Genomic DNA, 13,461 nt, shown 5'->3' with positions numbered 1-13,461 from the left:
TTACGACCTTTTATTTACCCCACGAAAGGGACTCCTATATAACCGATGTGTTTTCATCAACGCATAGTTCTGGAAATAATGAAAGCACAAACCACAATGATACCAAGGACTATACTCCCAGCTACTATATAAGGCCAGGTAAGTACATCCCGTACATCATTCAATATTTTTATATCAAAGATTGGCATATAAAGTAGTAAGTTCCCCAAAATCCAACCGATTGGTCCTATGAACTTTAGCTTCTTAATCGTATCCATTTTATCTAGAATAGACTCGGTTACCTCTGAATCCTTTTCGACAGATACGTATTCTTTATTAATGTAAAAGCCTTTTGAATATTCCGTTTCAAAAGCCCACTCTTGAACAGAAAACGTAGCAGTACCATCAGCATTTTCATACTCTTTATATTTAGCAGTATCAGTAGTACCTACGTCTACCTCACCCCAAGTGCCCGTTACCATCTCATAACCACTATCTATGAGTTTCATATCGGCTGGTAGTGCTTTTCCACACAACTTGGAAAACTGGTACGCATCTCGCTTCTTATCCCAACTGAGCCAAAACTCTGCATTATTCTTATGTCTAACTAACTTATACTCATACCCAATTTTTCCATGAGTATCAATATAGCGTATCTTGCCTAAAATCGTATATAGATCCCTTCGGATACGTAACGTCTCACCATAATTAAAAACCATAATCTTCTCTCATATTGAAAACTATATATATAAATGTATATTACTAATTACTATGATTGTACACGGATTGTGAAAACCTGCCAACACTTCTCAGGTTTAAAAGGAGAAGATAAACTCATTAAATATATTTTAATATCAAAATAACGAAAAAAAGACCTACAGTAAACTGTAGGTCCTTATATTTGGTGCGGTTGGCGGGACTTGAACCCGCACGAGCGTTAGCTCACCACCCCCTCAAGATGGCGTGTCTGCCATTCCACCACAACCGCATGGAATACAAATGGTGCCTCAGGACAGAATCGAACTGTCGACACACGGATTTTCAGTCCGTTGCTCTACCAACTGAGCTACCGAGGCATGATTTTTTGTAAAAAAAAATGGCGACCCCGATCAGATTTGAACTGACGATCTTCGCCGTGACAGGGCGACATGTTAACCGCTACACCACGGGGCCGCGTATCAACTCGCGTTGACTACTTGTACATAATATCATGGATTTTAGAGCAATGCAACTATTTTTTTAAAAAATATTATTACAAATCTATGAAAATAATTGATTATATTTGATAATCGTTATTTTATAGCTTTTATAAAAGTATCTCTATATTATATTACAGGAATCCACCCTTTATCGTCATAATTCGTCAGTTTTCGTAATAGTACAATTTTCTCTCTAAGCTATAATAGGTATACCCTTTACTAGAAATCATCCTATTCTTTACTCAATATGCTACAATATGTATATATTCAGTATGAAAATGCCTCTATAGAAACATGAAAGGATTCGCTGTGAATAAGTTCAATTCAAAAGGTGTTATTATCGCTCTTATCATAGCTATTGTAGGAGCGATGGCCGCAGCATGGTATTTCTTATGGTATGTACCACATACACCAGCCTACACATTAAAAATCATTCACCAAGCAGTACAAGATAAAGATGCAGACGAAGCATTACGCCACATAGATATAAAATCCATTGTAAAAAACATTGTAGAACGAGAAGGCAATAAATATGTCGATACATCTACCCCACTTGGTAAAGCTACAATAGCAGCTACCAAAACATTTGGACCAGCTCTTATCGAAGACGTAATACGAACATATATCGAAGATCCTGACAGCTTTAAATCTGAATCACCTACCAATAATACCACTACAGCAAATGATGATAATAAGTCTATGGTAGATCGTCTTGTAGAAGGTCGCCTATTTAAGGAACATGATGTAGAGGTTAAAAACCTAAAGTCAGAAGATAATGGTGATAAGGCTACTGTGACTGTAACGATACAAAATAATAAAAAGAATATGACAAAAGATATAAAAGTTTTGATGCGTCATTTAGGAGATGGAACATGGGTAATTTACGATATTCCTGATATTGAAGACCTATATACTATCACTAGAAAATAAATATCTTTGTCTTTCCTAACATTTTAAATTGCAGATCTTAAAAAACGTAAAAAAGAGCTATGTCGTTTTTCTAGACGAGCCATTTACATTGTAAATCCAACAAAGGACAGTATCTACTGAAAAGTAGATACTGTCCTTTTATTATCCTATAATCTTAACAATCGTAAGTTCTCATGTAAGATGAAATTATACATAACTTAATTAGCAAATATAACTAAATCCTTTAAAAATGGGATTTTATCTATCAAAATCTACAATAGCCAAGGTTACAGTCACTTGTGAAATAAGGCGTTGTGCATCATCTATCATATCAAAGCGCCATACATGGGATGTTTTGCCTTTCACTAGTAATGTTCCTAAGGCTGTTAATGTTCCTTCGCATTTCACAGGACGCAAGTGATTCGCAGTTATAGACTGACCTACTCCAAATTTATGAGAGCCTACCAGCTCATTGCTCATCATACCTGCAATAATTTCTGCAAAAGCTAATGTAGCACCACCATTTAAATAGCCTTGCGGTTGTTTATGAAATTCATTTAAATTCATTTTTGCAATACATGTAGTATCGCTCGTCATACGAGGTACATCGATTTGTAAGGATTCAATTAGATTCATAGTGTTCGTTTCTCCATACAATAAGTTTCTAGCCGGTCATCAAAAACTGTTACACCTAGTCCATCACCATCAGGGACCTGCATAACACCCTCATTAAAGGTTAAATCTGGGAAAATAAGATCTTGTTCAAAATATCGATTTGAATCGGACAAATCCCCTGCCATATAGGAATCTCCTAATGCGGCTAACTGAACATGAAGCATTTTAGAAACCCCTGATTCTACCATGCTACCAATCCAATATGGAATATGACGTTCTCTACATAGATTAATAGCTGCTTTTGTTGGAATAAGCCCCCCCATGCGCCCTACTTTTATATTAAGCACATCAATCAAACCATATTCGATAGCATAGGACAAATCATCATATCCTAAAATGGACTCATCCAAACAAATTGGCGTATAGATTTTCCAATCACCATGATTAAGACGCTCCCACTTCCAATCTTTATAAGATTGAAGGTTTGCCATCGCAAAGGGCTCTTCAATACAAGCTAGACCTAAATCATCATACTGACGGACCTTATCTATTTCTTGATATGAATAGCTTCGATTTGCATCAGCCGCTAAGACCAAATCCGGATAATGTTTGCGAACTAAAGCTACGCGTTCATAACCATCTATAGGATTTACCTTTAATTTAATCCGCTTACAACCATTTACTACATGATGCGCTACAACATCAAGTAATTGGTCTATTGGCACATCACCGACGACGATACCACTTTCAATTGTCTCTTGTAAAGGTTGATCCATAATGTAGGAAACAGAATTTACACCTATCCGTTCACAATGAAGATGAATAAGCGCATTTTCTAGAGCCGCAATAGCCATAGGCATATTGTCTCGATTGCGCCAAAATTGTAATTGTCGTACATAGGTCATCAGTGATTTAGGCCGCATCAAGCGCAAATTAAAGATATAATCGTCTACCATAGCTTTCCAACAGGTTTCTACGGTCTCAAATGTATAGAATGGCTCTGTGAAAGCTACGCATTCCCCATATCCTACATACCCTTGTTGGTCTTCAATGCGAACAACGATAGTCTCTCTTTCTTTCACCTCGCCCTTGGCAGTCTTAAAATTGAACTTCAGTGGCAATTTAAGGCGATATGTAGTTATACTTTTAAAGTTTAAAATATTATTCATAGGCGCCTCAATTTTATAATTTCAATTCATTACGCAATATTTTGCCAGTTCCATTTCGAGGCAATGCGGTTAATACTTTTACATATTTCGGAATCTTATATTTTGCTAAAGAGTCTTTCATAAAGACTATAATATCCTCTGGTGGCAAACTTTTACCATCATGAAAGGCCACAAAGAGGGCTGGCACTTGTCCCCATTTAACATCGGACACAGGCACAACGGCACATTCCTTTACCAATGGCAACGTATAGACCAAATCCTCTAGTTCCTTAGGATAAATATTTTCACCCCCAGAAATGATGAGATCCTTACGACGATTCAAAATATAAACGAACCCCTCCTCATCGATGTAACCAATATCATCTGTATTAAAGTCTCCATCGATAGGTTTCTTGTTGATGTAACCAGTCATAACCATAGGGCCCGTCAAATGAATTTCGCCTACCCCATCTGTATCAGGATTATCGATACGAACCTGCATGCCAGGCAATGGCTTACCTACAGATTCTCGTTTATGAGGATACTCCAATACAGAGAAGGTCACGCTTTGACTAAAGGTTTCCGTCATGCCGTAGGTCTTATAGATAGGCAAAGATTTCTTTTCACAAGCTTCGATGAGAGCCATAGGAATGAATTCTCCACCGAGCAATATAACACGTAATACATGGTGCGTAATATGTGGCTCTAATTGAGTCAAAATAGTGGGCACTAAGGACATCATATTGATTTGCTCAGATTCTATAAGTTTGAGAACTTGAGCTTCATCATATTTAGGCAAAATAGTGACAGCCGTCCCGTTATAAAGAGACCTCATCAAGATAGATAAACCACTCACATGAAACAGAGGCAGTACCATTAGCCAATTATCCTGATCCGTTTTTCCTAGTACCTCTTGGGAAGCTTGTACATGAGCTTTAATCTGCCCCCATCGAAGCGGTACAGACTTAAATTGCCCCGTAGTAGCGCTCGTATTCATGATAGCAGCTATGTCTGTGTCTACAAAGACCCAATCAAAGGAGTCCTCGACCGCTAAATCCGATAGAATATCTTCTAGAGCTTCAAACTCATTTGTAACAATTGAATTAGAGGCCTTCGAATCAACGAAATGAGATAATTGATTACGTCGTTCTTTACTATGTAATACGGTGGTAACACCTAGTTGATCCAATTGGTTTTCTATTTCCTTTGGCTTAAGATGTACATTAAGTAAAAGTACCTCTTTATGAACTAGCATAGCAGCCAACACATACATTGCCATGGTCACAGAGTTATCAGACAAGATAGCCACACGAGATGCGTCTAAAGGCACTAAATTACGAGCTACATGGAGTACGCCACGGTATATATCGTTATAGGTATATTCATTTATACATTTACGATTAGGGTAGTGCTGTGCACCATAACGTAACCACTCCATCATCTCACCTCGTATCTAAACCTAATCACTAATAAGTAATCACTAATTACCAATAAATAGTAAATAATAAGTAAAAACTAAAAAATAATAATTGAAATATGATAAATAAAGAGATATTACAAGAAAGGCGCCTCCTATAGAGGCGCACTTGTCGTTTTAACCGTTAATATAGTCCGTCATATAGGACTGTATCGACTCCCGATTAAGGGAATTTAGGGAATTGTTTGAAGTTAGGTTTCCGTTTTTCTTTGAACGCGTCGCGACCTTCTTTCGCTTCATCAATTGTATAGTACATCAATGTAGCGTCCCCTGCGAATTGTTGTAAACCTGCAAGGCCATCTGTGTCGGCATTGAAAGCGCCTTTCAACATGCGCAATGCCATTGGAGATAATTCAAGGATTTCGCTACACCATTGAACTGTTTCTTCTTCCAATTTGTCAAATGGTACCACAGTATTAACCATGCCCATTTCATACGCTTGAGCTGCTGTGTATTGACGGCACAAGAACCATACTTCGCGAGCGCGTTTGTGACCGATCATACGAGCCAAGTAACCTGCGCCATAACCAGCGTCGAAGGAGCCTACACGAGGACCAGTTTGACCGAATTTAGCATTTTCAGAAGCGATTGTAAGGTCACATACGATGTGCAATACATGACCGCCACCGATAGCATAACCATTAACCATTGCAATAACAGGTTTAGGGATGACGCGAATTAAGCGTTGTAAATCGAGAACGTTCAAGCGAGGCACATTATCTTCACCTACATAACCACCGTGACCACGTACGCTTTGGTCACCGCCGGAGCAGAATGCCTCTTTATCTTCGCCCTTACCGTGGTTAGCACCAGTCAATACGATTACGCCTACTTCGTTATCTTCACGAGCTACTGTGAAAGCATCAATTAACTCCATTACCGTTTTAGGACGGAATGCGTTGCGCACTTCTGGACGGTTAATAGTAATCTTTGCAATGCCATTATATGTTTCGTAAATTACATCTTCATAATTACGATCCAATATTTTCCAATCAAATTTGCTCATGGACTTAACCTTTCTTCTGTAAAAAATCCAATACCGCTTGTTCAAAAATCTGCGGTTTCTCTATATGTACATTATGCCCCGCCCCGTCGACGATGACATGATTAAAACTTGGCAACTTGCCAAATACATCTCTTCCTATTGTAGTATATTTTGTATCTAATGCGCCACTCACATATAAACCTTTAACAGAGAATTTTTCTAATTTATCCCCTACATAAGGCATCACGCCCTGCCCTGACCCACGCAATGTACAAGCTAATGCATATGGGCTATTATTGGAACGACGTAGATAGATTAATTCTTCTACCCCCTCTGAAAGCTGTTTTTGACTCTCAAAAATAGGTACTTCCGCCCATCGTGCAGCAAACCAAGCACCATCATGCTCTTCGATATGAACTGCTAAGTCTTCATCCGCCTTGCGGCGTGCTGCTCGCTCAGCGTCAGAAGCGATGCCTACCGAGCCACTTTCAAGAATAAGACCTTTGATTTCACGTTCATACTCCAACGCATAGGAAAGTGCAATACGAGCCCCCATAGAATAGCCCATGAGGTAATAGCTTTCACCAACCATGTAATAGATAACTGTGTGTAAGTCCTTTATCATTTGAGGAATGGTGTAAGCCTGATTCTCATCAGGAATATCTGAATCGCCATGTCCGATTAAATCAATACGAACCACTCGATACCCCGGCAGATTAATAGCATCCCAAGTATAGCTTGATTCAGAGAAGCCGTGGAAACATACAATAGGTTCCCCTTCACCTACCACAGTCAAACCGTAGCGATACTCTCCCAAGTCAAAATACATGCGCTGAGCTGGATTACACAAAGCATTATCTACAATACTGCAAAAATACTGACTCATAGTAATGCCTCCATATCAACTGAAACTTTTGTATATTTCCTATGTAACTGACGACTATATTCCCGGTCTGTTGGTATTTCAATAATATGAACGCCAGATTCCTCGCTAACTTTAGCTAATACAGGGACCAATTCATCAGGACTAGAGATTTTAGTGTACCCACAGCCATAGAGTTTAGCAACCCCACTATAATCTAAACCTTGTGACGTAGAGAACAAATAATCAAAATATTTCGTTCCCTTTTGCGGTAAATATTCAAAAATACCGCCTCCATCGTTATTATGCAAAATAATCGTCAAATTGAGATTGTGCGTTTTAGCAACCGCTAAACCGTTTAGATCATGGAATAAAGACAAATCACCCGTTACGAGATATGTAGGCTGATGATTCGTTGCAAGTCCAAGCGCAGTGGAAACTGTACCATCGATACCATTAACACCACGATTACCGTAAAGAACGGCATCGGACTCCCCAGAAAGCCAAAAGTAATCAAAGTCGCGAACGGTCATGCTATTCGCCACAAGTACTTGGCTATTGTCAGGAATATGCTGTTGCAACTCGCGTATCGTGCGTCCTTCAAAGCAACTTGGTTCTTCTATAGCTGTACTTAGTTGAGCTTTACCAGCTACTTCTAAACGTTGCCATCTATTAAGATATGCATTAGATTCGTTCTTTACAGCGAACAAATGCGTAAACATATCGATGCTTGCTTGCATGTGTATGGTGGTTTTCCCCATAGGGTTCATGGAGTCCATCGTGGGATTTACCTCAATATACTCCACATTATCCCAACTTGCCACCATTTGCTGTACCCGTTTCGATACAACGATTTGTCCAAACTGAATTACGCAATCTGGCTTTAGTACAGGCCATAGGTCTTTATCCGCTAAAAACGCATCATACGTAGAAATGACAACATCAGAGAAATGTTTTTTCTGAATCATATCTGTATCATTGTTACGATTGCTAGCAACTTCATGATTGTCATCAATAGTACCAGTCTTATGACAACGTCTTACATTGGACAATGGATCCGCCAAGATAGGAGCTTGTAAATTCTCCGCAAAGGAATGAATAGACTCAACTTCATCTATATCAATTTGTGGGCCAGCTAAAATAAGGACTCTCTTATACTGTGTAAGCAATAGATTAGAGTTATTAAAGTTATTAGTATTATTAGCACTATTATCAGTAGTATTTTTAGTATAACTTACATCACTTACGTCACTTACATTACTTGCATTACTTGCATTACTTGTATTATTACTTCTATTCTGATAGCTAAACACATCACCGTAATTAGGTTTAAATACTTTGTAAGGGCTACGTCCCGCTTCAAAGTGCTTACGGTCCAGTTCAGGTACCAACGGCTCAAAGAGAGGTATATTGATATGCACGGGTCCTTTTTTAGTATCCATAGCTTTCATATATGCCTTGCGCGCTACTTGTCGTGGATATGTATAATAATGTTCCTTTTGAGGCACCGCTAATTCTTCATAATAGTTTACAGCTGTACCAAAGATTTTTTGTTGATCTACTGTTTGTGGAGCCCCTGTATGTAGCAAGGTATAAGGTCTATCGGCAGACAATACAATAAGAGGTACCCCACTATATTGAGCCTCTAAAATAGCGGGCAAATAATGAGCCACTGCGGAACCGGATGTACAAACTAACACAGTTGGTTCTTTATGAGCCTTTGCAATGCCAAGCGCCATAAAGCTAGCAGAGCGCTCATCTATATTCATATATGTTTCAAAGCCTTCATACTCCGTGAAAAGCATAGCCATCGTCGTAGAACGAGAACCAGGGCTAAACACAGCATGCCGGACGCCGAGTTGGTAAAACTCATCTACCAAGGCAGCAATATATTCGTTCATTATATTCCCTTTCAACAACTCCTAAGGGTTTGGAAATTTATTATAACGCATCCAAAATGGTGCGCATTTTATTATTAGTTTCTGCATATTCTTCATCCGCATCAGAATCGGCTACGACGCCACATCCTGCATAGGCATAAAGAACATTATCCATAATGAGGGCAGATCGAATAGCAACGATGACAATGCCGTCCCCCATATCTTTCATAAAGCCAAAAGGTGCTGCATACATGCCGCGCTCATGAGCTTCGTACTTTTGTAGCAATGCCAACGCCTTTTCTCGTGGTTCACCACCGAGAGCCGGTGTAGGATGGAGCAACTTTGCCCATTCCACGAGGGATTTTGTGCTATCCTTTGCAGTAATAATGGTGCGCAAATGATAGAGATGCGCCAGCTCCATGATACCCGTTTCACCTATTATAACCTCCGGAGTAATAGATTTCATGATCTCCACAATACGGTCACGGACGATATTATGTTCAAAGAGATTTTTCTTATCCGTTAACAGTTGTTCCTTAGTCCACGCATTTGGTCCATGTTTAGGCGCTGTCCCCGCCAAGGCATAGCTGAGAATTTCACTACCTCGATGGCGAACTAGAATCTCTGGCGATGCACCCACAAAGGTGCGTCCATCCTTTTCGTAACCAAAGATAAAGCAATTTGGATTATTATCTACTAAATTTGCTAAAATACTTGCCACATTGTATGGTGTTTCGCTAGTGAACTGTACCTCTCGAGAAGAAACGACCTTCGTCATTTCACCGCTACTAATACCATCAGCGATAGCGTTCATCAAACTATCCCAAACCGCCTTATCATCACTGGTTTCCTTGTAGTTATGGCGAACTCGAGACACCTCGAAATCCGTAATAGGGACGCTTTCACCAACGTGCAAGTAGAAAGACTCCCCATTTTCTACGATGTAGTAATGGGTGAAAGCAATCATTTCATGACCCATGCCAGCCCATTTAGGGTCCTTAGAGTTCTCAAAAAAAGTATCTCCATAAAACACGTAAGCGTAATTATGGCGATCTTCATCATCTTTGACCGTCGCCAAACGTTTAGCGCCTACAACGATGCGGTCACTTTGACGATCCACCCAAAATACGCGTTCTTCGTTTGGAAAATTCAGCCAAAAGGCTACCGGACTATTCAGTTCTAACGGTTCTTTATTATATATCATAGTTGTATATCGCTATTAAGAAATAAAATAGACTATAGTAAAAACACCTAACGTGTAGAAGATTTACTTCTACACGTCAGGCGTCATCAATAAGTTTCCAAATTTTTGAGATGAGCCTAACGCCATCACACGTCGATGGGCCCTCTTTATATCTAATTTATTATATCATAGGTAACAGTTAAAAGGTAGAAAATAAAACCTCTACACCGCATGCGTCGTGCATGAATGTAGAGGTTTTCATTATATTCAAAATGTTGTTACTTTATTTAAAAGCCTTAGCCCCAATATCTGTACGATATTGCATGCCTTCAAAGTCGATATGCTCTATACGTCCATAGGCTCTATCAAGTGCCGTTCTAAGGTCTTTGCCAAGTCCGACAACACCGAGCACACGACCGCCATTAGTAACATAATTTTCACCAACAAGCTTTGTACCAGAATGGAATACAATGGTTGTGTCATATTGTTTAATATCCCCACTGATGACATCGCCCTTTGATGAAGTTTCAGGATAGCCCTTAGAAGCAAGGATAACGCAGGCCGCTGAGGAATCTTTCCATTTCACCATATTAGAGGTTAATGTGCCCTTAGCACAGGCCATCATAATCTCACCTAAATCACCATCGAGTAGCGGCAATACAACTTGTGTTTCAGGATCACCAAAGCGCGCATTGAATTCTACCACCTTAGGACCTTCGTCAGTAATCATAAGCCCAGCGTAGAGGCAGCCCACATACGGCATACCTTCCTTTTCCATGGCCGCTACTATAGGCTCCAAGATAGTTTTCATCGCTTCGTCCCGCAATGCATCCGTAAGAACTGGTGCCGGTGCATAAGTCCCCATGCCACCAGTATTAGCCCCTTTATCCCCATCAAAGATGCGTTTATGATCTTGAGAGGCAATCATGGGAACAACGGTCTTACCATCTACAAAGGCTAATAAACTAGCCTCTTCACCTTCCATAAACTCTTCAATAACAACGGTGCTGCCTGCATCTCCGAATCGATTACCGCTGAGCATATCTTCCACAGCCGCATTCGCTTCGTCGACGGTCATAGCTACTACAACACCCTTCCCTGCCGCCAAGCCGTCAGCTTTAACAACAATAGGAGCTCCTGTTTGAGCAATAAAAGCTTTCGCTTCATCTATCTTATGAAATACACCATACGCAGCAGTTGGAATGTTGTATTTTTTCATGAGATCCTTGGCAAACACCTTTGAGCCCTCTAGTTGAGCGGCGGCTTTGGATGGACCAAAAACTGGAATTCCCGCCTTATTGAGTACATCTGCTAAGCCTGCTACCAAAGGAGCCTCAGGCCCAACAACAACTAAATCAACTTGATTCTCTTTCAAAAAGCTAATCAAATGATCACTTTGTTGCCAATCGATGCCAACTAGCTCTGCACAATCTGACATGGCTGCGCTACCAGGAATAGCATAAACCTTTGTTACGCTAGGGCTGATGGACAATCGCCACGCCAATGCATGTTCGCGGCCGCCGCTACCGATTACACATACTTTCATAAGTCCTCCATCGGCGCCTAAACGCCATTAAGTTTATAATAATATAAACACATAACGAGACTACTCCAAACATCAATAATTATTGACCATACAATAGATATTTTGCCCTGATAGTGTTTAACAATCCGCTAAAAGCTCTTAACCAATTAATGTTTAAAGTGACGAATATTTGTAAATACCATGGCAATGCCCGCTTCGTCAGCCGCTTTGATGGACTCTTCATCGCGAATAGAGCCACCTGGTTGAATAATAGCTGCGATGCCATGCTTTGCCGCTGTTTCTACGGTATCGCCAAACGGGAAGAATGCATCGGATGCCAATACAGCGCCTTTTGCGGCTTCCCCGGCTTGTTCAAGGGCAATTTTTGCAGAGCCTACGCGATTCATCTGACCGGCCCCAACTCCAAGGGTACGTTTTTCATTAGAAATCAAAATAGCATTGGACTTTACATGTTTTACAAGTTTCCATGCAAATTCAAGGGCTTTCCATTGTTCCTCTGTCGGTTGTACCTTCGTAACAACTTTATAATTGGCGCGGTCTTCTACGAGATCGTCTTCTGTTTGCACTAATAAACCACCAGACACCTTTTTCACTGTCACTTGGCCAGATTCCGGCTTAGATAGCTCGATGAGGCGAATATTTTTCTTTGCTTCAAGGATTTCTAATGCTTCTTTTGTGAAAGCTGGCGCCATAATAACTTCTAAGAAAATTTTGCTCATTTCCTCCGCTGTACTTGCATCTACTTCACGATTTAAGGCTACGATGCCACCAAAGGCAGATACGGAATCAGCTTCGTACGCATTTACATAGGCATCATGTAATGTAGATGCAGTAGCGGCACCACATGGGTTCGTATGCTTAATTATACATGCAGCTGGATTAGTAAACTCCCATACCATATTCCATGCCGCTTCCATGTCTACAATATTGTTATAGGAAAGCTCTTTGCCATGTAGTTGTTTCAAAGCCCCCATGCCATGAGCTGTACCAATTTCTTTGTAGAACGCTGCTTGTTGATGCGGATTTTCGCCATATCTAAGATTTGTTACCTTTTCATAAGCGCTCAAATACTCAGGAGGTGTAGGACCTTCATGCAAGATTCCACTCATATAATTAGCGATAGCCACATCGTAAGCCGCTGTATGAGCAAAGGCTTCTTTGGCAAGACCAAAGCGATATTCCTTAGTCAATTTTCCTTTGTCTTTGAGCATCTCCAAGATTTCATCGTAATGATTTGGATTTACTACGATGCCTACGTACGCATGATTTTTTGCGGCAGAACGAACCATCGTAGGGCCACCAATATCGATATTTTCAATGGCCTCTTCTAGGGACACATTAGGTTTTGCAATGGTTTCACGGAACGGGTAAAGATTAACCACAACAAGGTCGATTGGTTCGATACCATGTTCTGCCATAGCTTGTTTATGCTCCGCATTATCACGGATCGCCAAAATACCACCATGCACGTTAGGATGTAAAGTTTTTACTCGGCCATCCATCATTTCTGGAAAACCTGTCAAAGACTCTACAGCTTTTGCAGAAATACCTGCATCGGTAATCACCTTAAGCGTACCACCTGTCGAATAAATGGTTACACCTAAGTCAACTAAACCTTTTGCAAAATCTACAATACCCGTTTTATCAGAAACACTAAGCAGTGCATTTTTAATCATGT

General features: G+C 40.2%; 11 protein-coding genes and 3 tRNA genes. 1 reads left to right on the top strand and 13 read right to left on the bottom strand.

What is annotated here, in order from left to right; genetic code table 11:
* Positions 1-56: 56 nt before the first annotated feature.
* The 4 genes from AAA071_RS09020 to AAA071_RS09005 all read right to left on the bottom strand — a co-directional run bounded on the left by AAA071_RS09020 (position 57) and on the right by AAA071_RS09005 (position 1,152).
* Complete coding sequence (locus AAA071_RS09020) at positions 57-698, bottom strand: hypothetical protein (RefSeq protein ID WP_008602791.1); 642 nt, start codon at positions 696-698, stop codon at positions 57-59.
* 183 nt (positions 699-881) lie between these two features.
* A tRNA-Leu gene (locus AAA071_RS09015) sits at positions 882-967 on the bottom strand.
* A 12-nt stretch (positions 968-979) separates the two neighbouring features.
* A tRNA-Phe gene (locus tag AAA071_RS09010) sits at positions 980-1,055 on the bottom strand.
* A 21-nt stretch (positions 1,056-1,076) separates the two neighbouring features.
* Positions 1,077-1,152, bottom strand: a tRNA-Asp gene (locus AAA071_RS09005).
* 320 nt (positions 1,153-1,472) lie between these two features.
* Here AAA071_RS09005 and AAA071_RS09000 point away from each other — a divergent pair.
* Entirely contained in the window at positions 1,473-2,108 is a 636-nt protein-coding gene (locus AAA071_RS09000; protein WP_008602793.1) for a hypothetical protein, read from the top strand.
* A gap of 237 nt (positions 2,109-2,345) precedes the next feature.
* On the opposite strand, the gene AAA071_RS08995 is transcribed toward AAA071_RS09000, so the two are convergent.
* The 9 genes from AAA071_RS08995 to purH form a co-directional block, all read right to left on the bottom strand.
* Positions 2,346-2,723 carry a PaaI family thioesterase gene (locus AAA071_RS08995; RefSeq protein WP_024061370.1) on the bottom strand — a complete coding sequence of 126 codons (378 nt, stop codon included), beginning with the start codon at positions 2,721-2,723 and terminating at the stop codon, positions 2,346-2,348.
* Positions 2,720-3,871, bottom strand: a complete 1,152-nt coding sequence (gene menC, locus AAA071_RS08990; RefSeq protein WP_128113995.1) for an o-succinylbenzoate synthase — start codon at positions 3,869-3,871, stop codon at positions 2,720-2,722. Before menC ends, AAA071_RS08995 begins: the two co-directional genes overlap by 4 nt.
* A 13-nt stretch (positions 3,872-3,884) precedes the next feature.
* Positions 3,885-5,291, bottom strand: coding sequence for an o-succinylbenzoate--CoA ligase (menE, locus tag AAA071_RS08985; RefSeq protein ID WP_128113994.1), 1,407 nt, complete (start codon positions 5,289-5,291; stop codon positions 3,885-3,887).
* 199 nt (positions 5,292-5,490) lie between these two features.
* On the bottom strand, positions 5,491-6,333 hold the full coding sequence (menB, locus tag AAA071_RS08980; RefSeq protein ID WP_024061373.1) for a 1,4-dihydroxy-2-naphthoyl-CoA synthase: 843 nt from the start codon (positions 6,331-6,333) through the stop codon (positions 5,491-5,493).
* Between the two features lie 4 nt (positions 6,334-6,337).
* A complete protein-coding gene (gene menH, locus AAA071_RS08975) occupies positions 6,338-7,198 on the bottom strand; it encodes a 2-succinyl-6-hydroxy-2,4-cyclohexadiene-1-carboxylate synthase (protein WP_004693711.1) in 861 nt (286 codons plus the stop codon).
* On the bottom strand, positions 7,195-9,075 hold the full coding sequence (gene menD, locus AAA071_RS08970; protein ID WP_316581485.1) for a 2-succinyl-5-enolpyruvyl-6-hydroxy-3-cyclohexene-1-carboxylic-acid synthase: 1,881 nt from the start codon (positions 9,073-9,075) through the stop codon (positions 7,195-7,197). Before menD ends, menH begins: the two co-directional genes overlap by 4 nt.
* Before the next feature lie 40 nt (positions 9,076-9,115).
* Positions 9,116-10,258: an isochorismate synthase gene (locus tag AAA071_RS08965; protein ID WP_105087123.1), complete on the bottom strand. Its 1,143-nt coding sequence runs from the start codon at positions 10,256-10,258 to the stop codon at positions 9,116-9,118.
* A gap of 262 nt (positions 10,259-10,520) precedes the next feature.
* The gene (purD, locus tag AAA071_RS08960; RefSeq protein ID WP_316581484.1) at positions 10,521-11,783 is read right to left on the bottom strand and encodes a phosphoribosylamine--glycine ligase; all 1,263 of its coding nucleotides are present in this window, start codon (positions 11,781-11,783) and stop codon (positions 10,521-10,523) included.
* Positions 11,784-11,929: 146 nt separating this feature from the next.
* Entirely contained in the window at positions 11,930-13,459 is a 1,530-nt protein-coding gene (gene purH / locus AAA071_RS08955) for a bifunctional phosphoribosylaminoimidazolecarboxamide formyltransferase/IMP cyclohydrolase (RefSeq protein ID WP_278618500.1), read from the bottom strand.
* Positions 13,460-13,461 lie beyond the last annotated feature (2 nt).

The sequence above is a fragment of the Veillonella parvula genome (assembly GCF_040097785.1).
Classification (GTDB): Bacteria; Bacillota; Negativicutes; order Veillonellales; family Veillonellaceae; genus Veillonella; species Veillonella parvula_D.
Note: the sequence above shows the minus strand (reverse complement) of the source record. Positions and strands in the feature narration are given on the sequence as shown.